Source organism: Streptomyces sp. NPDC042259 (assembly GCF_055582085.1).
Genome location: NZ_JBVJDW010000001.1, coordinates 1024181 through 1048224 on the forward strand (window position 1 = coordinate 1024181; position 24044 = coordinate 1048224).

The 24044-nt window shown below is 70.8% G+C and carries 24 protein-coding genes; 9 read left to right on the forward strand and 15 right to left on the reverse strand.

Features of this window, described 5'->3' with window-relative positions:
- Positions 1–335 precede the first annotated feature (335 nt).
- The 7 genes from ACZ6MA_RS04645 to clpS form a co-directional block, all read right to left on the reverse strand.
- Positions 336–1286 (reverse strand): PLP-dependent cysteine synthase family protein, encoded by a 951-nt coding sequence (locus ACZ6MA_RS04645; RefSeq protein WP_469430987.1) that lies wholly within the window; start codon positions 1284–1286, stop codon positions 336–338.
- A gap of 5 nt (positions 1287–1291) precedes the next feature.
- On the reverse strand, positions 1292–1579 hold the full coding sequence (locus ACZ6MA_RS04650; RefSeq protein ID WP_469430988.1) for a MoaD/ThiS family protein: 288 nt from the start codon (positions 1577–1579) through the stop codon (positions 1292–1294).
- An 83-nt stretch (positions 1580–1662) separates the two neighbouring features.
- Entirely contained in the window at positions 1663–1776 is a 114-nt protein-coding gene (locus ACZ6MA_RS04655) for a putative leader peptide (RefSeq protein ID WP_311775264.1), read from the reverse strand.
- A gap of 104 nt (positions 1777–1880) precedes the next feature.
- Entirely contained in the window at positions 1881–2303 is a 423-nt protein-coding gene (locus ACZ6MA_RS04660) for a M67 family metallopeptidase (protein ID WP_469430989.1), read from the reverse strand.
- Between the two features lie 78 nt (positions 2304–2381).
- Positions 2382–3863, reverse strand: coding sequence for an amino acid permease (locus tag ACZ6MA_RS04665; RefSeq protein WP_469430991.1), 1482 nt, complete (start codon positions 3861–3863; stop codon positions 2382–2384).
- Positions 3864–4310: 447 nt separating this feature from the next.
- A complete protein-coding gene (locus tag ACZ6MA_RS04670) occupies positions 4311–4910 on the reverse strand; it encodes a DUF2017 domain-containing protein (protein WP_469430992.1) in 600 nt (199 codons plus the stop codon).
- Positions 4910–5212, reverse strand: a complete 303-nt coding sequence (clpS, locus tag ACZ6MA_RS04675; protein WP_469430993.1) for an ATP-dependent Clp protease adapter ClpS — start codon at positions 5210–5212, stop codon at positions 4910–4912. The genes ACZ6MA_RS04670 and clpS overlap by 1 nt, the downstream gene beginning before the upstream one ends.
- A 337-nt stretch (positions 5213–5549) precedes the next feature.
- Here clpS and ACZ6MA_RS04680 point away from each other — a divergent pair, with 337 nt between their 5' ends.
- Positions 5550–6890, forward strand: a complete 1341-nt coding sequence (locus tag ACZ6MA_RS04680) for a nicotinate phosphoribosyltransferase (RefSeq protein ID WP_469430994.1) — start codon at positions 5550–5552, stop codon at positions 6888–6890.
- Positions 6891–7031: 141 nt separating this feature from the next.
- Positions 7032–7625, forward strand: coding sequence for an isochorismatase family protein (locus ACZ6MA_RS04685; RefSeq protein ID WP_469430996.1), 594 nt, complete (start codon positions 7032–7034; stop codon positions 7623–7625).
- A gap of 168 nt (positions 7626–7793) precedes the next feature.
- On the opposite strand, the gene ACZ6MA_RS04690 is transcribed toward ACZ6MA_RS04685, so the two are convergent.
- Positions 7794–8126 carry a hypothetical protein gene (locus tag ACZ6MA_RS04690; protein WP_469430997.1) on the reverse strand — a complete coding sequence of 111 codons (333 nt, stop codon included), beginning with the start codon at positions 8124–8126 and terminating at the stop codon, positions 7794–7796.
- Positions 8127–8295: 169 nt separating this feature from the next.
- Positions 8296–10704 (reverse strand): immune inhibitor A domain-containing protein, encoded by a 2409-nt coding sequence (locus ACZ6MA_RS04695; protein ID WP_469430998.1) that lies wholly within the window; start codon positions 10702–10704, stop codon positions 8296–8298.
- 317 nt (positions 10705–11021) lie between these two features.
- Here ACZ6MA_RS04695 and ACZ6MA_RS04700 point away from each other — a divergent pair, with 317 nt between their 5' ends.
- Positions 11022–11282, forward strand: coding sequence for a hypothetical protein (locus ACZ6MA_RS04700; protein ID WP_469430999.1), 261 nt, complete (start codon positions 11022–11024; stop codon positions 11280–11282).
- Here the strand turns inward: ACZ6MA_RS04700 and ACZ6MA_RS04705 are convergent.
- Together ACZ6MA_RS04705 and ACZ6MA_RS04710 are read right to left on the reverse strand one after the other, a co-directional pair.
- The gene (locus ACZ6MA_RS04705; RefSeq protein WP_469431000.1) at positions 11268–11921 is read right to left on the reverse strand and encodes an RDD family protein; all 654 of its coding nucleotides are present in this window, start codon (positions 11919–11921) and stop codon (positions 11268–11270) included. The two genes, ACZ6MA_RS04700 and ACZ6MA_RS04705, sit on opposite strands and share 15 nt — an antisense overlap.
- 328 nt (positions 11922–12249) lie before the next feature.
- Positions 12250–13686, reverse strand: coding sequence for an RDD family protein (locus ACZ6MA_RS04710; RefSeq protein ID WP_469431001.1), 1437 nt, complete (start codon positions 13684–13686; stop codon positions 12250–12252).
- A gap of 392 nt (positions 13687–14078) precedes the next feature.
- Here ACZ6MA_RS04710 and ACZ6MA_RS04715 point away from each other — a divergent pair, with 392 nt between their 5' ends.
- The gene (locus tag ACZ6MA_RS04715; protein ID WP_469431002.1) at positions 14079–14558 is read left to right on the forward strand and encodes an SsgA family sporulation/cell division regulator; all 480 of its coding nucleotides are present in this window, start codon (positions 14079–14081) and stop codon (positions 14556–14558) included.
- Positions 14559–14809: 251 nt separating this feature from the next.
- Here the strand turns inward: ACZ6MA_RS04715 and ACZ6MA_RS04720 are convergent, their stop codons facing one another.
- Both ACZ6MA_RS04720 and hppD read right to left on the reverse strand, forming a co-directional pair.
- Entirely contained in the window at positions 14810–16186 is a 1377-nt protein-coding gene (locus tag ACZ6MA_RS04720; RefSeq protein ID WP_469431003.1) for an FAD-binding oxidoreductase, read from the reverse strand.
- Between the two features lie 145 nt (positions 16187–16331).
- Positions 16332–17474, reverse strand: a complete 1143-nt coding sequence (gene hppD / locus ACZ6MA_RS04725) for a 4-hydroxyphenylpyruvate dioxygenase (RefSeq protein ID WP_469431004.1) — start codon at positions 17472–17474, stop codon at positions 16332–16334.
- Between the two features lie 121 nt (positions 17475–17595).
- On the opposite strand from hppD, the gene ACZ6MA_RS04730 reads away from it, so the two are divergent.
- The 5 genes from ACZ6MA_RS04730 to ACZ6MA_RS04750 are packed head-to-tail and all read left to right on the forward strand — an operon-like array spanning position 17596 to position 21999.
- On the forward strand, positions 17596–18063 hold the full coding sequence (locus ACZ6MA_RS04730) for an Lrp/AsnC family transcriptional regulator (RefSeq protein ID WP_469431005.1): 468 nt from the start codon (positions 17596–17598) through the stop codon (positions 18061–18063).
- A gap of 41 nt (positions 18064–18104) precedes the next feature.
- Positions 18105–18752 (forward strand): ABC transporter permease, encoded by a 648-nt coding sequence (locus ACZ6MA_RS04735; protein ID WP_469431006.1) that lies wholly within the window; start codon positions 18105–18107, stop codon positions 18750–18752.
- The gene (locus tag ACZ6MA_RS04740; RefSeq protein WP_469431007.1) at positions 18745–20034 is read left to right on the forward strand and encodes an ABC transporter ATP-binding protein; all 1290 of its coding nucleotides are present in this window, start codon (positions 18745–18747) and stop codon (positions 20032–20034) included. The genes ACZ6MA_RS04735 and ACZ6MA_RS04740 overlap by 8 nt, the downstream gene beginning before the upstream one ends.
- 31 nt (positions 20035–20065) lie before the next feature.
- Positions 20066–20986: an ABC transporter permease gene (locus ACZ6MA_RS04745; protein ID WP_469431009.1), complete on the forward strand. Its 921-nt coding sequence runs from the start codon at positions 20066–20068 to the stop codon at positions 20984–20986.
- Positions 20986–21999, forward strand: coding sequence for a glycine betaine ABC transporter substrate-binding protein (locus tag ACZ6MA_RS04750; RefSeq protein ID WP_469431010.1), 1014 nt, complete (start codon positions 20986–20988; stop codon positions 21997–21999). Before ACZ6MA_RS04745 ends, ACZ6MA_RS04750 begins: the two co-directional genes overlap by 1 nt.
- A gap of 32 nt (positions 22000–22031) precedes the next feature.
- On the opposite strand, the gene ACZ6MA_RS04755 is transcribed toward ACZ6MA_RS04750, so the two are convergent.
- Together ACZ6MA_RS04755 and ACZ6MA_RS04760 are read right to left on the reverse strand one after the other, a co-directional pair.
- On the reverse strand, positions 22032–22832 hold the full coding sequence (locus ACZ6MA_RS04755; protein ID WP_469431012.1) for a YlbL family protein: 801 nt from the start codon (positions 22830–22832) through the stop codon (positions 22032–22034).
- A gap of 299 nt (positions 22833–23131) precedes the next feature.
- The gene (locus ACZ6MA_RS04760) at positions 23132–23773 is read right to left on the reverse strand and encodes an IclR family transcriptional regulator (RefSeq protein WP_469431013.1); all 642 of its coding nucleotides are present in this window, start codon (positions 23771–23773) and stop codon (positions 23132–23134) included.
- Positions 23774–24044 lie beyond the last annotated feature (271 nt).

Below are 24044 nucleotides of genomic sequence, written 5' to 3' on the forward strand. Positions count from 1 at the left end.
GCCGCCTCTCGCCTGGCCGGCGGGTCCTTCGGCCTGCGGGCCGTCTTGGCCGCCTGCGGCGGCAGGCGCCCTGCGGGCGCGTCCTCAAGCGCCGGACGGGCTAGTTTTGGCTGGGCTTGATCGCCAGAGCCCAGCCACATCAAGCCCGTCCGGCGCTTGAGGACTACCGCCGCGCAGCGGTGGTACACACGGCACGGCCCGCAGCGCCCGTCGGCGAGGACCGTCAACCAGCCCGTCCGGCGCTTGAGGACTACCGCCGCGCAGCGGTGGTGCGCACGGCACGGCCCGCGGTCGCGGACGCCACCGCGGAACCGCGCAAACGGCAGGCGCACGGCCTAAGCCCAGAGCTGGCCGTGCAACGTTTCGACGGCCGCCTCCGTCGTGGGTGCGGTGTACACGCCAGTGGAAAGGTATTTCCAGCCGCCGTCGGCGACGATGAAGGCGACGTCGGCGCGCTCCCCCGCCCGGGCGGCCTTGCGGGCCACGCCGATGGCGGCGTGCAGGACCGCGCCGGTGGAGATGCCCGCGAAGATGCCTTCCTCGGCGAGGAGTTCGCGGGTGCGGCGGACGGCGTCCTCGGAGCCCACGGAGTAGCGGGTGGTGAGGACGGATTCGTCGTACAGCTCGGGGACGAAGCCCTCGTCGAGGTTGCGCAGGCCGTAGACGACGTCGTCGTAGCGTGGTTCGGCGGCGACGATGCGGACGTCGGGGAGCTGTTCGCGCAGATAGCGGCCGACGCCCATGAGGGTGCCGGTCGTGCCGAGGCCGGCCACGAAGTGGGTGATCTCCGGGAGGTCCGCGAGGATCTCGGGGCCGGTGGTGGCGTAGTGGGCGCCGGCGTTGTCGGGGTTGCCGTACTGGTAGAGCATCACCCAGTCGGGGTGCTGCCCGGACAGTTCCTTGGCCATGCGTACGGCCGTGTTCGAGCCTCCGGCGGCGGGCGAGGGGATGATCTCCGCGCCCCACATGGCGAGCAGCTGGCGCCGCTCCTCGCTGGTGTTCTCCGGCATCACGCACACGATGCGGTAGCCCTTGAGGCGGGCGGCCATGGCGAGGGAGATGCCGGTGTTGCCGGAGGTGGGTTCCAGGATGGTGCATCCCGGGGTGAGGCGGCCGTCCTTCTCCGCCTGCTCGATCATGTGCAGGGCGGGGCGGTCCTTGATGGAGCCGGTGGGGTTGCGGTCCTCCAGCTTCGCCCAGATCCGGACGTCCGGGGACGGGGAGAGGCGCGGCAGCCGGACGAGCGGGGTGTTGCCCACCGCGGCCAGGGGGCTGTCGTAGCGCACGGGGGTCAGTCCCGGCCGCCGGCGACCGCCGGGAGGATGGTGACGCTGTCGCCGTCGGTGAGTCCGGTGGTGATGCCGGCGAGGAAGCGGACGTCCTCGTCGTTGAGGTAGACGTTGACGAAGCGGCGCAGCTCGCCGCCGGCGGCCTCGTCGACGAGGCGCTCGCGGATGCCGGGGTGGCGGCTGTCGAGGTCCTTGAAGAGCTCGTCGATCGTGGCGCCGCTGCCCTGGACGGCCTTCTCGCCGTCGGTGTAGGTGCGCAGGATGGTCGGGATGCGGACCTCGATGGCCATGGTTGTGCTCCTGTCGGAGTGCGGGGAAGTGCGGGGATGCTCGTGGTTCGCGCGGGGCGCGGGCGAAGCGGGCGCCGCGGCTCTCACTCGGCGGCGCCGCGCGGACACAGCGCGGCGGCGAGGCGGCACAGGTCGACGTGCCGCCGCGCCACGAGCAGGGTGCCCGGCGCCTTCTCGATCACGTCGTGGAAAACCATGGGCACATGGTATCGATTCCCCCTGCGCGGACCGGAAGTTCGTCCCGGGATGCGGACCGTCGCATCTTGTGGGCCGGATGGGGTCGGTGCGTGGGGTGTGCCGGTCAGTACGCGTCGACGACGCGTACGTCCTCCTCGGTCACCACGCCGTCCACGATGCGGTAGGAGCGGAACTGGAAGGGGCCCGCGTCGTCGGTGTCGGCGGTGGAGACGAGGACGTAGTGGGCGCCGGGTTCGCTCGCGAGGCCGATGTCGGTGCGGGAGGGGTAGGCCTCGGTGGCGGTGTGCGAGTGGTAGATGACGACGGGCTCCTCGTCGCGGTCGTCCATGTCGCGGTAGAGCTTGAGGAGGTCGGTGGAGTCGAACTCGTAGAACGTGGGCGAGCGGGCGGCGTTGAGCATCGGGACGAAGCGCTCGGGGCGGCCGCCGCCGGCCGGGCCGGCCACCACGCCGCACGCCTCGTCGGGGTGGTCGGCGCGGGCGTGCGCGACGATCTGGTCGTACAGGGCCTGGGTAATGGTCAGCATGTTCGTCAGGATATGCAGACGGGCCCGCCCGTACCGAGAGTGGTACGAACGGGCCCGGGTGCTTCGGACGGCGGTGCGTCAGTGGGTCTTCTCGACCTCGTCCGCGGGGACCGTGTAGTCCTTGCGGGCGAAGGCCTGCGGGTTGCGGGCCTTGAGGATGTAGTACGAGCCCACCATGATCGCGGCCCAGATGGGCGCGCAGTACAGGGAGATCCGGGAGTCCTTGTCGATGCCCATCAGCACGATCACCATGAAGATGAAGGCGAGCGCGAAGAGGCTGGTCCACGGCGCGCCGGGGGCCTTGAACGAGGACTGCGGCAGCTCGCCGCGATTGGCCTTGCGGCGGTAGATCAGCTGCGCCGCGAGGATCATGATCCACGCCCACATGCCCGAGATGGTCGCGAAGGAGACGACGTAGGTGAACGCCTCACCCGGCCACTGGTAGTTGATCCAGACGCCGACGAGCATCAGCGCGGCCGAGAAGGTCGTGCCGCGCAGCGGCAGGCCGTTCTTGGTGAGCTGGGCGAAGAACTTCGGGCCCTGGCCGTTGAGCGCGAGGTCGCGCAGCATGCGGCCGGTGGAGTACATGCCGGAGTTGCAGGAGGAGAGCGCCGCCGTCAGCACCACGAAGTTGACGATGCCGGCGCCGGCCGGCAGGCCGATCTTCGCGAAGGCCGCCACGAAGGGGCTGATGCCGGGCATGAACTCGGTCCACGGGACCACGGACAGGATGATGATCAGGGCGCCGATGTAGAAGACCGCGATCCGCCACGGGACGGTGTTGATCGCCTTGGGCAGGGTCTTCTTCGGGTCCTTGGCCTCGCCCGCGGTGACGCCGACCAGCTCGACGGCGAGGAAGGCGAACATCACGATCTGCAGCGTCATCAGCGTGGAGCGGATGCCGTGGGGGAAGAAGCCGTGGTGCGACCAGAGGTTGGAGAAGGTGGCGGTGTCACCGGCGTCGGAGAAGCCGAGGGTGATCACGCCGAGACCGATCAGGATCATGCCGATGATGGCGGTGACCTTGACCATGGAGAACCAGAACTCCAGCTCGCCGAAGAGCTTCACGGAGATCAGGTTGGCGAAGTAGAGGATGACCGTGAACCCGAGCGCGGACACCCATTGCGGGACGTCGCCGTGGGTCCAGTAGCTCATGTAGGTCGCCGCGGCGGTGACCTCGACGATGCCGGTGACGACCCAGAAGAGCCAGTACGTCCAGCCGGTCACGTACCCCCAGAAGGGGCCGAGGAACTCGCGTGCGTAGTCGGAGAAGGAGCCCGAGACCGGGCGGTACATGAGCAGCTCACCGAGCGCCCGCATGATGAAGAAGATGACGAGGCCGGCTATCGCGTAGGCCAGGATCAGGCTGGGCCCCGCCTTGTGAATGGCCGTGCCCGCGCCGAGAAACAGGCCGGTGCCGATGGCACCGCCGATGGCGATCATCTGGATCTGTCGGTTGCCCAGACCACGCTGGTAACCCTCGGAAGCGTCCTGTCCGCTTCCGTCCTGCCCTGCGGTCCCCGCGTCTGCGGTACGGTCCGCGACCTGCTCAGAGGTCATGGTGGTGCGCCTTTCTCCATACCGACCCGGTGCGTCCGGATCGGGTCCCGATCCCCCCGGATGGAGTTCCTGAAAAACGCCGACGGTCGGCCGGCTAAGCGCTCCCGCCGCGACATGGGTGGCGTCACGGAGGCAGGTCGTGAAGATTTATCACGCGCGGACCGGAGATCGTGCGGCGCGCTGTGACCGACACCACACGGAAAGTAGGACAAATGTAAATAGGGTCCACAAAGGTCGCCACTACGGTGACGGGATCGTTATGCGGGGTGGAGCGTCCGCTGAGCGGACATCATCCCCCAGATGCCGTTATCGCGGGCATCTCGCCCCCTGACCCGAGGGAACAGGGCCTTTCGGACCGGCGGTAATCAGCCGGGATCCCGTTCGGATCAAGCCCCGCCCGTGGCGGGGAGGACGGGCCGCGAGGCCGTCCTCCGCCGAGCGGGCCGGTTAGGCCATCAGTGACTCCACGAGCGTCTCCTGCAGACCGCCGAGCCACAGGTAGGCCATCACCATCGGCTTGCGCGGGTCCTCGTCCGGCAGCCGGAACAGCTCGTCGCTGTCGTTCTCGTCACCGATCTCCAGCCGGGTCCCGATGGCCAGGCGCAGATCGTTGAGCGCGCCGAGCCACTGCCGGCACTCGTCGGCCGACAGCCGCAGCACGGCGTCGCTGTCGCCGCCGCCGGTCAGGCTCAGCGAATCGAGCGAGCGCACGACGGCGAGGGCGTCGTCGCGCTTACGGGCGCGCAGGTCGTTCTCGGTGTACCGGCGGAACTCGGCGGCGTACGCGCGGGCCTGCCGGTCCTGCTCGGCGCCCGGAGCACCGTAGGCGTCGGGGAAGAGCCGGGCGAGCGCCGGATCGGCGGGCGGTTCGCTGGGGCCCTCGGCGAAGAGGCGGGCGAGCGGGTCCGCGTCCTGTGGTCCCTCGTCGGCGCCGGGCCCGATCAGCTCCATGAGCTGCACGGCCAGGCTGCGCAGGATGGAGACCTCGACCTCGTCCAGGGCCACGGCGGCCCCGCCGCCGGGGAGCGGCTCGAAATGCCCGGCCATCAGCGGTCCTGCGACAGGGTCGCCCAGAGGCCGTAGCCGTGCATCGCCTGCACGTCGCGCTCCATCTCCTCGCGGCTGCCGCTGGAGACCGTGGCGCGGCCCTTGTGGTGCACGTCGAGCATCAGTCGGTGTGCCTTGTCCTTGGAGTAGCCGAAGTACGCCTGGAAGACATACGTCACATAACTCATGAGGTTGACGGGGTCGTTGTGGACCAACGTGACCCAGGGGACGTCCGGTTCGGTCACCGCGAAGGGTGCCTCGCTGGACTCGGGACGTTCGATCTCGACCGGTGCGACGCTCACCACTGCTCCATCGTCAGATTCTCCGCACCCACGGCACGGCGGCGAGCCGGCTTCCGCGTCGGCCGCCGGCCGGCGGCCCCCTGTGCATCGCTCACGCCTTCTCCATCGTTCGCTTCTCCGCCCACGAGGCGAAGCAGCGGGCCGACCTCGACCGCCGCCCGGCGGCCTCGTGTGCGTCGCTCACGTATCCATGCTGCCACTCCCCCCTGCGCCACGCATAAACGGGTCCGCCCCCGGCGGGTTCCGGGATCGGCCGCCCCAGAAATCGTCACTCTGACGAGTAATGGAGGTAGCATCCCTGCCAGACGCCAGGATCGGAATTGCGAGGTAGGGCGAAGTGAACGCTGCGGACCTGGGGCTGCCGGTGGCTGTGCCGTCGACGTCCCTCTTCACCGACCGGTACGAACTCACCATGCTGCAGGCCGCGCTGCGGTCCGGCACCGCCGACCGCCGCTCGGTCTTCGAGGTCTTCACCCGGCGCCTGCCCGAGGGCCGCCGCTACGGCGTCGTCGCGGGCACCGGCCGGGTGCTGGACGCCGTGGAGAACTTCCGCTTCGACGCGGGCGTGCTGGCCTTCCTGGCCGAGCAGGGCATCGTGGACGGGCCCACGCTGGAGTGGCTCGCCGACTACCGCTTCCGCGGCGACGTCTGGGGCTACCCCGAGGGCGAGGTGTACTTCCCCGGCTCGCCGATCATGCGGGTCGAGGGCACCTTCGCCGAGGCGGTGCTGCTGGAGACCGTCATCCTGTCGATCCTCAACCACGACTCGGCGGTCGCCGCGGCGGCCTCCCGGATGTCGATCGCCGCGGGCGGACGGCCGCTGATCGAGATGGGCGCGCGGCGCACCCACGAGCTGGCGGCCGTGGCCGCGGCCCGTGCCGCGTACGTGGGCGGCTTCGCCACCACCTCCGACCTCGCGGCCGGGTTCCGCTACAACATCCCGACCGTCGGCACCAGTGCGCATGCCTTCACCCTGTTGCACGACAGCGAGCGGGACGCCTTCACCGCCCAGGTCGACTCGCTCGGCAGTGGCACGACCCTCCTGGTGGACACCTTCGATGTCACCGAGGCCGTGCGGATGGCCGTGGACATCGCGGGCCCCGAGCTGGGCGCGGTGCGCATCGACTCCGGTGACCTCCTGCTGCTCGCGCACCGGGTGCGGCAGCAGCTCGACGACCTGGGCGCGACCAAGACGAAGATCGTGGTCACCAGCGACCTGGACGAGTACGCGATCGCCTCCCTGGCCGCCGCGCCCGTCGACGCCTACGGGGTGGGCACCCAGCTGGTGACCGGCAGCGGGCACCCCACCTGCTCGATGGTCTACAAGCTCGTCGCCCGCGCGGACGGTGCCGGGGCCGACGCGCCGCTGCGGCCGGTGGCGAAGAAGTCGATGGGCGGCAAGTCGTCCCTCGGCGGCCGCAAGTGGGCCGCGCGCCGCCTGGACGCCACCGGCATCGCCGAGGCGGAGGTCGTCGGCACCGGCCCCGTCCCGGCCGGCCTCGCCGACCGGCAGCTGCTCGTGGAGCTGGTGCGGGGCGGGGAGGTCGTCTCCCGGGAGCCGCTGGACGCGGCCCGCGACCGGCACGCGGCGGCCCGCGCGGGGCTGCCCATGTCGGCCACGCAGCTCTCGCGCGGCGAGGCGGTCCTGCCGACGGAGTACGTCACCCCCGACGCGTGAGGGCGCGGGGGCGCACCGGACCCCCGGGACGAGCGCCCCGCCGGACACGCCCTCCCGCAACGCGCGGAGAGTCACTACCCTCGGTCACAGCGAGTTGATCCGCACAGTCGGCCGATTTCTCCTTCGAAAAGGATCTGCACCATGCATCGTGCGCTGATCATCGTCGACGTGCAGAACGACTTCTGCGAGGGCGGCAGCCTCGCGGTCGCCGGTGGCGCCGACGTGGCCGCGGCCATCACCGACCTGGTCGGTGAGGCGCCCGCCGGATACCGGTACGTCGTCGCCACCCGTGATCACCACATAGATCCCGGTGACCACTTCTCCGCACATCCCGATTTCGAACACACCTGGCCGGTGCATTGCGTGGCCGGCACGGAGGGCAGCGGGTTCCACCCGAATTTCGCACCCGTGATCGCCTCCGGGGCGATCGACGCCGTCTTCGACAAGGGCGCGTACGCGGCGGCGTACAGCGGCTTCGAGGGCACCGACGAGAACGGCACCCCGCTCGCGGACTGGCTGCGCGAGCACGGGGTGACCGAGGTGGACGTGGTCGGCCTCGCCACCGACCACTGCGTACGGGCCACGGCGCTGGACGCGCGGCGCGAGGGCTTCACCACCCAGGTCCTGCTGGACCTGACCGCGGGCGTCGCCCCGCACACGACCCAGCGGGCCCTGGAGGAGCTGCGGGACGCGGGCGTGGAGCTGAGCGGCAAGCCGGTGGTCCAGCTCGGCTAGCGCCCTTTCCGGCTCCGCCTGCGGGCCGTTTTTGCCGCCTGCGGCGGCGAGCGCCCTGCGGGCGCGTCCTCAATCGCCGGACGGGCTGGTTTTGGCTGAGCTCAGCCAAAACCAGCCCGTCCGGCGATTGAGGACACCGCCGCGCAGCGGAGGTGCACCCACCACGGCCTACGCCGCCCCCGCGGGCTTGCGCCGCAGCAGTGTGGCGATCGGATGCCAGGACTCCGTGTCGTCGTCCGGGACGGAGCGCCAGACGAGGCCGTCCGGGTGGTGCAGGACGGCCGTGATCTCGTCGGGAGTAGGCGGCTCGGCGTTACCGCGCAGGTACACCGCGCGCAGTCCGAGGTTCCGCAGCCGGGTCAGGGCCCGTTGCCGGTTCACCGCGTGCACCAGGACCCGCACCCGGGCGTTCGGCTCGCCTCCGCCGCCCGGCGGGCTGGGCAGGGGCAGGGCGACGACCACGCTGCCGTCGGGAAGCTTCGCGAACCCACCACCCGCCATCCGCGTCACCCCTCTCCCGCACACCGTCGGAGCCACGCTTTTGACAAGTGTGTCAATAAGAAGGTCATGACAGGCATTCTCGGCACGATCGGCCGCCGCCCGCTAGGGGGCGACGGCCGATACGTGTGTGACCTGGGGTGATGTCGTTCGGTTACCGATTACCGATCGGTCACTTGCCGGACGGACCCACCTGGACGGTCATCGTGGAACCGTTCAGAGCCTCGTGGAGGATCTTGATCCGGGTGTTGGTGTCAGTGATCTTCACACCGCCGGTCGGGTTCGACTCGTCGTAGTACGAGCCCTTGCGGTCGTCGAAGAGCGGCGAACCGGCCTTGCCCTTGACGCGCTTGGCGACACCGTCCTGGTGGACCGTGTAGCCCTGCGCCGGGAACCGGCTGAAGGTCGAGTCGTAGGCCTGGAAGCGGTTGCGCATCAGCTCGCCGCCCGTCCACTTCTCGGCCTTCGGGTGGGCGTCGATCGGGAGGATCCGGCCGGTGCCCGGGTGGGCGCTGACGTTGTTGTCCTTCTCCGAGGTGTCCCACTTCCAGATGAGCAGGCCCTTCTGGTACGGGTAGTGCTCGACCCAGCTCGGCTTGGCGGTCTTCCAGCCGAAGTTGTACGGGCCCGTCTTGAGGGTCTTGTCGTACGACACGTACTGGCGGTTCTCCGCGATGTAGTACTGCGGGTAGTCCTTGGTGAAGGAGGCGCCGATGCGCGAGAAGCCCTTCGTCGTCCAGCCGTTGTCGCCGTTCTCGGCGCCGTCGGTGACCAGGGCCTTGCCGTCGGCGTTGACGGTGATGGCGTCGGCCGTGAAGCCCTTGCCGCCGGCGCCGCCGTCGGTGGAGTAGCGGAAGCGCAGGTCGACCTTCTTGCCCGCGTAGGCGTCGAGCGGGAAGGCGAGCTTCTTGTACGCGCCGGAGACACCGGTCAGCGCGGGCTTGTCGCCGCCGTCACGGGTGATGGCCTTGCCGTCGGCGGTGCCGTCGAGCGGGGTCCAGTTGGCGCCGCCGTCCGTGGAGACCTCGGCGTAGAGGAAGTCGTAGTTCTCCTCGATGTCCCACCAGCCCGAAAGGTCGAGGGAGGCCTTGGACTTGCCCGTCAGGTCGACCGGGCGGGTCAGGGTGTTCTTGAGGTCGTCGCCCGCGCCGCTCCACCACTGGCTGGAGCCCTCGACGGGCTTGACGACGTCGGTCTTGACCTTCTTCGCGGGCAGGTCGACGACGAGCGCCTGCTTGTCCTTGGTGTTGTACTCCGCCACGCCCAGCTTGTGCGTCGACTTCGTCGCCGCCTTCGCCTTGCCGTAGTTGAGCCAGCCCAGCTGCAGCTTGTCCCAGGCGCTCATGTCGCCGGGCAGCTCGCCGATGGACTCCTTGCCGTTGCCGAGCCAGGAGCCGGAGGACATCAGCGACCAGAAGGCGACGGAGGACTCGCCCTCGCCGCTGGTGTCGTACTCGTCCGGCAGGCCCAGGTCGTGGCCGTACTCGTGGGCGAAGACACCGAGACCGCCGTTCTCGGGCTGCATGGTGTAGTCGCCGACCCAGATGCCGGTGTCGGCGATCTGCGTGCCGCCCGCCTTGTTGGTGGCCGGGCCGGTCTTGCCGGCGTCACTGCCGTAGGCGTACCAGCGGTGTGCCCAGATGGCGTCCTTGCCCTGGGCGCCGCCGCCCGCGGACTCGTCCTCGCCGGCGTGCACGATCTGGAAGTGGTCGATGTACCCGTCGGGCTCGTTGAAGTTGCCGTCGCCGTCGAAGTCGTTACGGTCCCACTGGTCGTACTTGGCCAGCTCCGCCTTGATCGCCGCGTCGCTGCGGCCGGCGGCCTTCTGGTCCTTGACCCACTGGTTCACACCGTCGGCGATCAGGTCCCAGGCGCTCGGGCAGTTGGTGGATCCGCAGTAGTTCGAGCCGTAACGGGCCTCGTTGTAGGGGACCTTGACCCAGTCGGTGACCTGGCCCTCGACGGAGTAGCGGCCCGAGGACTGCTTCTCGTAGTACTTGGCCAGGGACTCCTTGTTCTTGTCGTGCGAGAAGTAGAGGTCCTGGAAGTACTTGCGGTCGTAGTCCTTCCGCCAGGCCGTGCTGTTGTCCTTCTTGCGGTCCGGCTTGGCTATCTCGTTGTGCGCGGGGCCGGGCTTGCCGCCGTACTTCTTCACCGGCGGCTTGGGGCCGTCGGGGCCGTCCGGGTCGTACATGGTGGTGTCGTCGACCTTGGTGCCGAAGTCGACCAGAATCGTAAAGATCTTGTCGGTCTTCTGCCGGGCCAGCTCGACGTACTTGCCCTTGCCGAGCTTGACGACCTGCGAGCCGCCGCGCTGCTCGGTCTTCGCGTCGCCGGATATGACCTGCTCGAGGGCGGCCTTCCGCTTCGCGTCGTTCTTCTTGGTGTACGGGCCCTTGAGGTCGTGCTCCACGGCGCGCTTGGCCTGGTCAGGGTCCTGGCGCTGGATCGTCTTCGGCTCGGCCGGGCCGTCGGTCGCCGCCGCCTGGGCGATACCGGCCACGAGGGTGCCGGTGCCGAGTGCCGCGACCACCGTGGCCACGGCGGCGGACCTGGCGATCCTCCGTTGTCTGCTCTTCACTTGTGCTGCCTCCCCAGTAACAACTGTGGAGGTATTTGACCGGACGGTAACCAGAAAAGACAGACCTTGACTGCATCTGTTGAAGCAAGTACGTTACTCGGTCTTTAAGTTGCCGAAATCGGACATCAACGGGCGCGTCGATCTCATCTGTTGGACGGCCCGGTGACCCCGTGCGCCCTTCGTGCTCCCAACACCGTGGGTTAGGTCACGCTTACCGCAAGTTCCGCACGGGCAGACAGGACCGTAGAGTCGGTTTGCGGTACGTACCAGCGCCGGCTCATCTCCCCCATATCGATGCTCCGAGGACGGATCCCGCCATGCCGCGTCCGACTCCCGCGCAGATTGCCTACGGTTCGGCCACCGTTGTCCTCGCCACCCTCGCCATGCTGCTGCTGTCGCGGCCGGGCTCGGGTGCCGGGATCGCGGCCATCGCCCTGTCCGCCCTGGCGCTGGGGCTGCTCGTCGCCCTGTGCCTACCGCTGCCCCGCCGGGGGCGGCACGACCGTGCCCGGGTGCCCGCTCAGCGGACACCCGGGCACACCGGTTCACGGATCAGTGAGCACTCACTGCGGGGCTGAGACCACCACGGTCTTCGCCGCCTTGTCGTGCAGACACTGCTGATACGGCTTGTCCCACGTACACCACAGCACATTGACCAGCCAGAAGAGGAAGCCACAGCACGGCACGACCTCCGGCAGGGAGTAGACGGCGGCACGCGTCCAGCCCGCCCCGCCGGCCGGGACGGCGCCGTTGGCGAGCATCGCGACCCGGATCTTCATCGCCATCTTGCCGACCGTCTGCCCACGGCTGGTCAGCATCATCCCCTCGTAGCAGAAGTACACGACGGCGATGACGATGGAGAGGCTGGTGGATTTGGCGTTGTCGTTCCACGGGTCGTAGTCGCCCCAGGCGAACGAGAAGATCAGGCTGATCGGCACGCTCACCAGCAGCCCGTCGATGATCCGCGCGACGAGTCGGCGCAGCCGGGAGGCGAGCGGCGGCATGCCGGCGAGGGGGTCGCGCGCGCCGTACTGGTCCCCGTAGGGGTTGCCGGGTCCCCCGCCGTACGGGTCACCGCCGTAGGGGTCGCCGCCGTACGGGTCACCGCCGCCGGGCGGGGGGCTTCCGTACGGCCCGCCGTACGGCGATCCGGCGGGAGGAGGCTCCGGCGGCCTCTTCTGAAACGGGTCGTCGTCGCGCGGCTGCTCGGTGCTCATGGCCCAAGTGGAACCCAGGGTTCCGGTATGTGCATCTGTCTGTATGCCGTTCGAGTCATCCGCGCCGGGGCCTGGCCGGCCGGGCTCAGCCGCCTCTAGCCCATCCGGCGGTTCTTCGACTGCCGGCCCGTGGTGCCGCCTGCGGCGGCGAGCGCCCTGCGGGCGCGTCCTCAAACGCCGGACGGGCTTGATGTGGCTGGGCTTGGCTGCCAAGCCCAGCCAAAACCAGCCCGTCCGGCGATTGAGGACTACCACCGCGCAGCGGTGGTGCCGACGGCCTCCGGCGGTTCTTCGGCTGCCGGGCCGTCCTTGAACGCCCGACGGCGAGTCACGGGGCCGAGGCCACGAACGTTCGGGCTGCCTTGTCGTGCCAGCACTGGCGCCACGGCCGGTCCACGAGGCACCACACCACGTTCGCCACGCCGACGACGAGCACGCCCAGCACGCCGTACACCAGCCAGCGGCGGAGTGCCGCCGCGAAGGAGGCCGTGTCGTGGGACTCGATGTCGAGGACGCGCACACCGCACAGCTTCTTGCCCAGGGTGCGTCCCCACTTGGCGGTCGGCAGTGCCTCGTAGAGCACGCCGAAGAGCAGCAGCACGCCGAGCACGACGGCCAGATAGGTGCCGGTGGTGCCGTCGAGCAGCCAGACCGTCACGGTCTCGCCGGACTGCTTGGCCCGGCGCACCTTCTCGTCGATGTGGTCGACGGACTTGCCCCACAGCGGCACGGCCGCCGCGCCCACCACCCCGGCGAGGACCGCCGTGTCGACGAGCCGGGCGGCGAGCCGCCGGCCGAGCGCGGCGGGCCTGCCCTGCGTCTGGCCCATCCGCAGGAACGGGTCGTCCTTGGGCGGCTTCCACCCCGTGGCGGCGTCGCCGGGCTGCGCCTGGGCGAGCTGCTGGACCTGCTGGGCCCAGCCGACGGGGGCGGGCCGTTCCTGGCGCTCCTCCTGAGGGGTGGGCGGCGCGGAACGCTCGGGCCGGGGCTGGGGGGCGACGGTGGTGGCGGGCAGCACCGGACGGCGTGTCATCGGGTGCTCCCGCTCGGCCGGCGGCACGGCCGGGGCATCGGCGGCGGCCTCGGCGGCGCGGGCGTCGGGCCACACCTGGGGGGCGGGCGACAGATCCGGGTCGGGCTGCGGCCGGACCGGCGGGCGGAGCTGCATCGTGCCGCCGGGCTTGACGGCCGCCGGGGCGGGGCCCGGGCCGGGCCGCTTGGCGCGGATGGTCAGCGTGCCGTCGCCGCGCGCGCTCCCGGGGCGCCCTTCCTCCGGCCCGGGAGAGGGCGCGGCGGACGGTGCGGGGGCGGGGGCCGGGCCCGGCAGCCGGGGGTCGCGGGCGGCGGGCAGGGCGGCGCCCTGGGGGCCGCTCCGGTCGGCGCGGGGGTCACGGGCGGCGGCGCCCGCCTCACCCCGGCCGGCGGCACCGTCGTCCCGGACGGCGGCCTCGGCGCGGGCGTCGCGCAGCGCGGGCTCCTCGTCGAGGAACATGGGGCCGGTCTCCTCCTGACGGGGCGTCTGCCGGGGGGCCGGCGAGGCCGTCGGAGGGGTGGGCGGTACGGGGGCGGCGAGGGCGGGGGCCGGGGCGGGGACCATCCCGGCGGGCGGTGCCGGCATCGGCTCCCCCTCGGCCGGGGCGGGCCGGCTCGTACCGGGCACCCATGCCGTCCCGCTCCAGAACCGGATGTATCCGGGGATGGACGGATCCGGATAGTAGCCAAAAGCGGGGTTGCCGTCGGCGGATCCTGAGGAAGGGGCGCTCATGGTCTCCGGTGTCCCGTATCTGCTCGGCCGTGCTGGGGGTGACGTGTCGGTGGGGCGGATGGCGGCAAACAGTCTGCCGCACGCGCGGGGGGTCGTGTATGCCGCTCCGGACCCGATGACGGGACCTTGTGATCTCTATGCGCAAAAGGCAACCCGGAGCGCAACCAACAGGTCTACCAGACGGCCAGTCGTCTGTGGCCGTCCTACGGGCGGAACCACTCACACGTGCGACCGGCCGGCGCGGTGCGACCCGCCGTGTCGCCCCGCGAAAAAAATTCGGATGGATGTGGCGAAGTCGCGTAATGGTGTGGGGGTCGTTGCGCTCTATCCGGTGCGGGCCCGTTCACAAGGGGCCACGCACCGAGAGAAGCAGAGCTGAGAGGGCGCACTTGATGCACACCGTGGTGGAACGAGAGCTGGAACTCAGCCTGGTGCTGTCGCCGGAGCGCAGCATCCCGGTACCGGCCAGGCTGACCTACCGTACGAGTGATCCGTACGCCGTCCATATCGCCTTTCACATCACCTCCGCGTTGCCCGTGCACTGGTCGTTCGCCCGGGAGTTGCTGGTGGAGGGCGTTTTCCGGCCGTGCGGGGTGGGGGACGTGCGGGTGTGGCCGGCCAAGAACGGCCGGCGTTCCACGGTCTGTGTGGCGCTGACGTCGCCGGACGGCTGCGCGCTGCTGCGGGCGCCCGCGTCGGCGGTGGCGGCCTGGCTGGAGCGCACACTGCGGGCCGTCCCGACGGGCACGGAGTCCGAGCTGCTCGGCCTCGACGAGGCCCTGCGCGAGTTGCTGGCCGCGACGCCGGGGGACGAATCCTGGGGGCGTGAGCCGTGGGCTTCGGACGATTCTCCCGATGCGGGTGGCACGTAGCCGTGCCTGGTGTTGGCGTTTCTTCGGCTGCCAGCCGGGTTGTGCCGCCTCTCGCCTGGCCGGCGGATCCTCGGCTGCCGGCCGGTTGTGCCGCCTGCGGCGGCTGAGCGCCCTGCGGGCGCGTCCTCAATCGCCGGACGGGCTTGATGTGGCTGGGCTTGGCTGCCAAGCCCAGGCAAAACCAGCCCGTCCGGCGATTGAGGACACCGCCGCGCAGCGGAGGTGCACGCCCAGCCACCCGAGGGGAGCGGTCACGGCCAATCCAGGACCTTGCCCGGATTGAGCAGGCCCAGGGGGTCGAACACCGCCTTGATGCCCCGTTGCATTTCCAGGCCCACCGGGCCGAGTTCCCGGGCCAGCCATTCCTTCTTGAGCATGCCCACGCCGTGCTCGCCGGTGATCGTGCCGCCCAGGGCCAGGCCGAGGGCCATGATCTCGTCGAAGGATTCCCGGGCGCGGCGCGCCTCGTCGGCATCGGCGGGGTCGAAGCAGACGACGGGGTGGGTGTTGCCGTCGCCGGCGTGCGCGCAGACGCCGATGGTGAGGGCGTACTTCTCGGCGATGGCCGCGGTGCCGTCGAGCATGTCGGCGAGCCGGGAGCGCGGGACGCAGACGTCGTCGATCATCGTGGCGGGCCGCAAGGCCTCCAGGGCGGGCAGGGTCGTGCGGCGGGCCTGGAGGAGGAGGTCGGACTCGGCTGCGGAGTCGGCGGGGACGATCTCGGTGGCCCCGGCGGCGGCGCACAGCTCGGCGACGGCCGCGAGGTCGGGGGCGGGGTCGGGGGTGTCGAAGGCGGCGAGCAGCAGGGCTTCGGTGGTGTCGGGCAGGCCCATGTGCGTCATCGCGTTGACGGCGCGGACGGACGTGCGGTCCATCAGCTCCAGCAGGGAGGGCGCGTGGCCGCGGGCCATGATCTCGCAGACGGCCGCGCAGGCCGCGGCGGCGGTGGGGAACTCGGCGGCCAGTACGCGTTGTTCGGGCGGTGCGGGCTTGAGGGCCAGGACGGCGCGGACGACGATACCGAGGCTGCCCTCGGAGCCGACGAAGAGCCGGGTGAGGTCGTAGCCGGCGACGCCCTTGGCGGTGCGGCGGCCGGTGCGCAGCAGCCGTCCGTCGGCGAGGACGACGTCGAGGCCGAGGACGTACTCGGCGGTCACCCCGTATTTGACGCAGCACAGGCCGCCGGAGGCGGTGCCGATGTTGCCGCCGATGGTGCACTGTTCCCAACTGGAGGGGTCCGGCGGATAGTAGAGGCCCTGCTCGGCGACGGCACGGGAGAGGACGGCGTTGACGACCCCCGGCTCGACGACCGCGACCCGGTCGACCGGGTTGATCTCGATGATCCGGTCCATTTTGACGAGCGAGAGCACGATGCAGCCGTCGCTGGCGTTGGCCGCGCCGGACAGCCCGGTGCGGGCCCCTTGCGGGACGACGGGGACGCGCAGCGCGGTCGCGGTGCGCATGACGTGCCGCACGTGGTCCACGGTGCGCGGCAGCACGACGACGGCGGGGGTGCCGGCTTCGCAGAAGCTCGCCATGTCGTTGGCGTACGCGCGTATGACGTCGGGGTCGGTGAGCACCGCTTCGCCGGGAAGGCCTTCGCGCAACAGCTCGATCAGATCGCCCATGGGGGGTTCCTTCCCCTGCCCGCCCCTCCCCGTAACCGGGGCTCCGCCCCGGGCCCCGGTCATCGATCGCCGGACGGGCTTGTTCTTCACGCCCGTCCGGCGATTGAGGACACCGCGCGTAGCGCGGCCGCTACCCCCGAACCGGCTAGAGGTTCCCCCGCTTCTCCTGCTCCCGCTCGATGGCTTCGAAGAGGGCCTTGAAGTTGCCCTTGCCGAAGCCCATGGAACCGTGGCGTTCGATCATCTCGAAGAAGACGGTGGGGCGGTCCTGGACCGGCTTGGTGAAGATCTGCAGCAGATAGCCGTCCTCGTCGCGGTCGACGAGGATCTTCAGCTCGCGCAGCGTCTCGACGGGGACGCGGGTCTCGCCGGCCCATTCGCCGAGGGTGTCGTAGTAGGAGTCGGGGGTGTCGAGGAACTGCACGCCGGCCGCGCGCATGGCGCGGACGCTCGCGACGATGTCGTTGGTGGCGAGGGCGATGTGCTGGACGCCGGGGCCGTTGTAGAACTCGAGGTATTCGTCGATCTGGGACTTCTTCTTGGCGATGGCCGGCTCGTTGAGCGGGAACTTCACCTTGCGGGTGCCGTCCGCGACGACCTTCGACATGAGCGCGGAGTACTCGGTGGCAATGTCGTCGCCCACGAACTCCTTCATGTTGGTGAAGGCCATGACGTTGTTGTAGAAGGCGACCCACTCGTCCATCTTGCCGAGTTCGACGTTGCCGACGCAGTGGTCGATGGCCTGGAAGCGGCGCGGGCCGGGTTCCACGATCGGCTCGGCGGCCACGAAGCCGGGGAGGTAGGGGCCGGTGTAGCCGGCGCGCTCGACGAGGGTGTGTCGGGTCTGGCCGTAGGTGGCGATGGCCGCGATGACGACGGTGCCGTGCTCGTCGGTCACCTCGTGCGGCTCCTCCAGGCCGGTGGCGCCGTGTTCGAGGGCGTAGGCGTAGGCCCGGCGGGCGTCGGGGACCTCGATGGCGAGGTCGACGACGCCGTCGCCGTGCTCGGCGACGTGTTCGGCGAGGAAGCGGCCGCGGTCGGTGGTGGCCTTGATGACGGAGGTGAGGACGAACCGGGCGCTGCCGGACTCCAGCACGTAACTCGCCGTTTCCCGGCTGCCGTTCTCCGGGCCCGAGTAGGCGACGCGCTTCATGCCGAAGGCGGTGGAGTAGTAGTGGGCGGCCTGCTTGGCGTTGCCGACTGCGAAGACCACCGCGTCCATCCCCTTGACCGGGAACGGGTCGGCCTGCCGTGCGGTGTGAAGGGTGTGATCTGTGGTCTGAGTCATGGTCGCAGCGTCCCGCCGATCCACAAGGTGCGCAATAGTTTGTGTTTCCGCTGGGCATTCTGTACAGCAGCCCTGGGGAGTTACCGGGCGTTCTGTACAGGATGACCACGAGAGGTGTCGCATGGCGATCGATCGTTTGGACGGCAGCCTGATCGAGCTGCTCGCCGAGGAGCCGCGCATCGGCGTGCTGGAGGCCTCGCGCCGGCTGGGCGTGGCGCGCGGCACCGTGCAGGCGCGGCTGGACAGATTGCGGTCCCAGGGGGTGATCCGGGGGTTCGGCCCCGAGGTGGATCCGGCGGCGCTCGGCTATCCGGTGACGGCGTTCGCGACGCTGGAGATCAAGCAGGGCCAGGGCGCGGACGTGCGCACCCATCTGGCGTCCGTCCCCGAGGTACTGGAGCTGCACACCACCACGGGGCACGGGGACATGCTCTGCCGGCTGGTCGCCCGCTCGAACGCCGACCTCCAGCGGGTGATCGACCGGGTTGTGGGTTTTGATGGCATCGTGCGGGCCTCCACGGCGATCGTCATGGAGAACGCGGTCCCGTTGCGGATCATCCCGCTGGTCCGGCAGGCATCGGAGGACTGAGGACGAGGGACCGGCTCGGCGCTATCGGCGAGGAGGAGCGGGTGAGCTTCTGGGAGTACCTCGGCAACCGCCACGCCCAGTTGCTGGCGGACACCTACCAGCACGCCGGCGCGGTGTTCCAGTGCATGGTCGTCGCCACCGTGCTGGGGGTCGGCATCGGTGTGGCCACCTACCGCAGCGAGTGGGCCGGCAATCTCGCCGTCACCGCGACCGCGACGGTCCTGACCGTGCCCTCCCTGGCCCTGATCGGTCTGCTCATCCCGATCACGGGCCTCGGGGTGGCCCCCACGGTCACGGCGCTGACCCTCTACGGGCTGCTGCCGATCGTCCGGAACTCGATCGTCGGACTGCGCGGGGTGGATCCCTCGCTCGTCGACGCGGCGACCGGCATCGGCATGTCCCGGCTCGCCCGGATGTTCCGGGTGGAGCTGCCGCTCGCCTGGCCGCCGATCCTCACCGGCATCCGGGTCTCCACCCAGATGCTGATGGGCATCGCCGCGATCGCCGCCTACGCCTCGGGGCCCGGGCTGGGCAACGAGATCTTCCGGGGCATCTCGTCGCTGGGCAGCGCCAACGCGCTCAACCAGGTGCTCGCCGGGACGCTCGGCATCATCGTCCTCGCGCTGCTCTTCGACGCCGCGTACCTCCTGATCGGCCGGCTGACCATCCCGAGGGGGATCCGTGCCTGAGTCGCCCGCCGCACCACCACCACCGGCGAAGCCGTCTTCCGGCCGGGCCGGGCCGTCCGGCGCCACCATCCGGCTGGAGGACCTCACCAAGCGCTACCCGGGCACCGCCACCCCCGCCGTGGACTGCGTCAACATGGAGATCAAGGCCGGGGAGCTGGTGGTCTTCGTGGGCCCCTCCGGCTGCGGCAAGACCACCACCATGAAGATGATCAACCGGCTGATCGAGCCGACGTCGGGCCGGATCCGGATCGACGACGAGGACGTCACCGACATGGACCCGGTGAAGCTGCGCCGCAAGATCGGCTATGCGATCCAGTCCTCCGGGCTGTTCCCCCATATGACCGTCGCGCAGAACATCGCGCTGGTGCCGAGGATGACGGGCTGGTCGAAGGCGCGGACCGGCGCCCGGGTGGAGGAGATGCTGGACCTGGTGGGGCTCGACGCGGGCGAGTTCCAGGGCCGCTACCCCCGGCAGCTCTCCGGCGGGCAGCAGCAGCGCGTCGGGGTCGCCCGCGCGCTGGCCGCCGATCCGCCCGTCCTCCTGATGGACGAACCGTTCGGCGCCGTCGACCCGATCACCCGTGACCACCTCCAGGACGAGCTGATCCGGCTCCAGCACGAGCTGCACAAGACGATCGTCTTCGTCACCCACGACTTCGACGAGGCCATCAAGCTCGGCGACCGCATCGCGGTGCTGCGCGAACGCTCGCACATCGCCCAGTTCGACACCCCCGAGGCGATTCTCACCAACCCGGCCGACGACTTCGTCTCCGGCTTCGTCGGCGCCGGCGCGGCACTCAAACGGCTCAACCTCACCCGTGTGCGGGACGTGCCGGTGGTGGACTTCCCGACCGCCACCATCGACGACCCGCTCCAGTCGATATTCGACAAGCTGCGCTCGGGCACGACGAACGAGCTGCTGCTGCTGGACCGCCACCACCGCCCGTACAAGTGGCTGCGGCGCGGCGACCTGATGCGCGCCAAGGGCTCGCTGGCCCGGGCGGGCACGCTCGTGCACGACACCGTCACCCGGGACGCGACCCTGCGCGACGCGCTGGAGGCGGTGCTGACGGACAACACCGGGCGGGTCGCGGTGACCGGGCGGCGCGGGGTGTACGAGGGCGTGGTCGACATGGAGACCCTCATGAACTCCGTCCAGCGGCTGCTGGAGGAGGACCGGCTCGACGCCGTGGAACACCAGCACGAGCTGGAGGAGCAGCGCGCCCACCAGACCCGGCAGGAGCAGGAGGGCACGACCGGCGGCCGGGGGGAACGGGCATGAGGCGCGGCCCGGCACGCTCGGGGGCGGCGCCGTGACGCGCGGGGACGGGCCGCCGCCCGAGGGCGAACGGCGGGCGGGCGAGCACGAGGTCGGGGGCATCGCCTTCCGCGACCCGGAGGAACCGGGCGCCGACCCGTGGCGGGGCCCGGCCGGCACCGGCCTCGACGGCCCCGGCCGCGACGGTCAGTCGCCGCCCGCCCCGGTACCCGTGCGCCGCCGCATCACCTGGCAGAAGCTGACGTTCCTGCCCGCCGCCCTGACCGTGGTGCTGCTCGCCACCTGGCTCTGGTTCCGCGGCGCCGACCTCGACTCCATCGCCCGCAACTCCCTGGAGAACGGCAATGTGTGGCTGCGGCTGCGGCAGCACATCCATCTCACCGTCGTCTCCACCTTCTTCGTGCTGGTCATCGCCATCCCGCTGGGCATCCTGCTCACCCGCCGCAGGCTGCGGTCCGCCGCGCCCGTGGTGATGGGTGTCGCCAACATCGGGCAGGCCACCCCCGCGATCGGTCTGCTGGCGCTGCTGGTGATCTGGCTGGGCATCGGCACCCGGGCCGCGCTGATCGGGATCATCGCCTACGCGGTGCTGCCCGTGCTCGCCAACACCATCGCGGGCCTGAAGGCCATCGACCCGACGCTGGTGGAGGCCGCGCGCGGCATCGGCATGTCCCCCCTGGGGGTGCTGCGCAGGGTCGAACTGCCGCTGGCCGTACCGCTGATCCTCGCGGGGGTGCGCACCGCGCTCGTGCTGAACGTGGGCACGGCGACCCTCGCGTACTTCGGCGGGGGCGGCGGGCTGGGCGATCTGATCGCCTCCGGCATCACCAATCAGCGGATGCCGGTGCTGGTGCTGGGGTCGGTGCTGACGGTGGCGCTGGCCCTGCTGGTGGACTGGCTGGCGTCGCTGGCGGAGCTGCTGCTGCGGCCGCGCGGGCTGGAAGGGGGCCCCTGATGGCGCCGCGGGCGGGGCGGTCGCGGGGCGGCGCGGTGCGCACGGCCTGGGCCGTGGTCCTCGTGGGCGCGCTGCTGGGCCCCCTCGCGCTCGGCGGCTGCGGTCTGAAGAGCGGCTCGCCGATGGTCGACGACGTGGCGCCCGGCTCGGTCGGCCGGGGCCTGCCGCTCAAGGGCGCGGACCTGACGGTGGCCTCGAAGAACTTCAGCGAGAACATCATTCTCGGCCAGATCATGGGCCTCGCCTTCAAGGCGGCGGGGGCGAGCGTCCTGGACCGCACCAACATCCAGGGGTCGATCGGCGCCCGCGAGGCGATCAAGTCCGGTGGCGCGGACGGGATGTACGAGTACACCGGCACCGCGTGGATCACCTACCTCGGCCACGACCGGCCGATCACGGACCCGGGGGAACAGTGGCGGGCGGTGGCGAAGGCGGACGCCCGCAACGGCATCGCCTGGCTCGCGCCGGCCGCCCTCAACAACACCTACGCGCTGGCGCTGAACCGGGCGAACGAGAAGAAGTACCGGACGAGGACGCTGTCCGACGTCGCCGCGCTGTCGAAGTCGGCCCCGGCGGCGGTGTCGCTCTGCGTGGAGAGCGAGTTCGCGGCCCGCAACGACGGGCTGCCGGGCATGGCGAGGGCCTACGGCATGACCGTCCCGGCCTCCCGCGTCCAGAAGATGGACGGCGGCATCGTCTACACCCAGGTCTCGGGCGGCGGCTCGTGCGTGTTCGGCGAGGTCTTCACCACCGACGGCCGCATCAAGGCCATGGACCTCGCCGTGATGCGGGACGACAAGCACTTCTTCCCCAACTACAACGCCGCCCCGGAGATCAACGGCAAGACGATGCGGAAGTACCCGGCGATCCGGGAGGTGCTCGACCCGATCACGGCGAAGCTGACGAACGACGTGGCGCGGGAGCTGAACGCGAAGGTCGACGTGGACGGGGAGGACCCGCACGAGGTGGCCAAGGACTGGCTGATGGCGGAGGGGTTCATCAAGAAGGGGTGACCGCCGCGCCGCCGGCGACCCGGCGCCGCCGGTCAGCAGCTGGGGACCTTCCCTCCGGCCGCCAGGGCGCGCAGCGAGGCCACCGCGTCCTTCAGCGCGGTCACCGGGATCAGCCGCAGACCGTCCGGGACCTGGCCGCCGGCGTCCGAGCACTCGTCCTTCGGGACGAGGAAGACGGTCGCGCCGTCCCGCTTGGCCGCCTGTGTCTTGAGGGCCACGCCACCGACGGCGCCCACCGTGCCGTCCGGCTCGATGGTGCCGGTGCCCGCGATCGTCCGGCCGCCGGTGAGTTCGCCGCCGCGGCCGTCACCGTCGAGCTTGTCGACGATGCCGAGCGCGAAGAACAGCCCGGCGCTCGGCCCGCCGATGTCGGCGAGCCGGAGATCGACCTTCACGTCCTTCGGGGAGCGCTTGAGATAGCGCAGCGCGGCCTGGGCGGCGTTGTCCTGCGACTTCGCCATCTCGGCGAGGTTGTGCTTCTCGGCCTCCTCGTCGGACTTGCCGGGCGGGTAGACGGAGTCGCGGGGCATGACGGCGCGGTCGGAGCGGAACCAGCTGTCGAGGACGTCGCTCAGGCTCGCGTCCACCTGCGGGCCGGTGGCCACGATCGTGGTCATGCGCAGCTGCCCGCTGGTCCGGCGGCTCGCGGCACCGCTGATGGTGATCACGGGTTTGCGGTCGTCGGAGCCGAGGACGTTCACGGTCGAGCCGGGTTGCGCGATCGCGAACGGCAGCGGCGCGAACACCGCGACCGCGAGCAGGGCGGTGACGAGCGTCGCGCAGACCGCGAGGGTGCGGGCGCGCGGTCGAGCGAGGAGAGACACGGCTGGCATGCTGCGAATCTAGTTCACTCACGTTTCCGACGTGACCTTGCGGGTCGCTGGGCGCGGGCCGTATCCGGCGGATCTTCGGCTGACGGCCGGTGGTGCCGCCTGCGGCGGCTGAGCGCCTCTCGCCTGGCCGGCGGATCTTCGGCTGCGGGCCGTCTTGGCCGCCTGCGGCGGCTGAGCGCCCTGCGGGCGCGTCCTCAATCGCCGGACGGGCTGATTTGGCTGGGCTCGGCCCAACCAGCCCGTCCGGCGGTTGAGGACACCGCCGCGCAGCGGTGGTGCGGACGACACGGGCCCGCGCGTCACCGAAGGGCGTCCGCGACCTCCTTCGCCGCTTCCATCACCCGGGGGCCGACCCGGGCGGGTACGGAGTCGGCGAGCATGACGACGCCCACGCTGCCCTCGATGCCGGTCACCCCGAGCACCGGCGCGGCCGCGCCGCTCGCGCCGGCCTCCAGTTCGCCGTGGGTGAGCGTGTAGCCGGGGCTGTCGACCTCGCCCCGGCGGGCGGCGAGTATCGCCCGGCCCGCCGCACCCCGGTCCAGCGGATGCCGGAACCCGGCGCGGTAGGCCACGTGGTAGTCCGTCCACGTCGGCTCGACGACGGCCACCGCGAGCGCCTCGGTGCCGTCGACGAGCGTGAGGTGGGCGGTGGCGCCTATGTCCTCGGCCAGCGAGCGCAGGGCCGGCAGGGCCGCCTCCCGGACCAGCGGATGCACCTGGCGGCCGAGCCGCAGCACACCGAGCCCGACTCGGGCGCGGCCGCCGATGTCCCGGCGCACGAGCGCGTGCATCTCCAACGTGGCGAGCAGACGGTAGACGACCGTGCGGTTGACGCCGAGCTTGATGGACAGCTCGGTGACCGTCAGGCCGTGGTCGGTATCGGCGAGCAGTTTGAGGACGCGAAGTCCCCGGTCGAGTGTTTGTGAGGTCTCCGCGGTCACGAGGCCCTCCTCCGATGAGTGGCGGGCTCTCGTCCCGGTGGGGGTTTCGCGCCACCGGTCCCGTCCGGCAGCGCGCGACAAGAGGCCGCCGGCCGCTTGGTCGCTTGGCACCGGCTGCGCTCCGCGGCGGCGCTGCCACGGGGCGTGTGCGTGACGGGCACGGTAGCGAGCCGGTCCGCTCATCGGAAGAGTCTGCCCACAATCCGGTCAGGGCGCGGCTGATTCACGAATACCGACCAGGAATTCCCAGCATGCGGACAGGCGTACGACA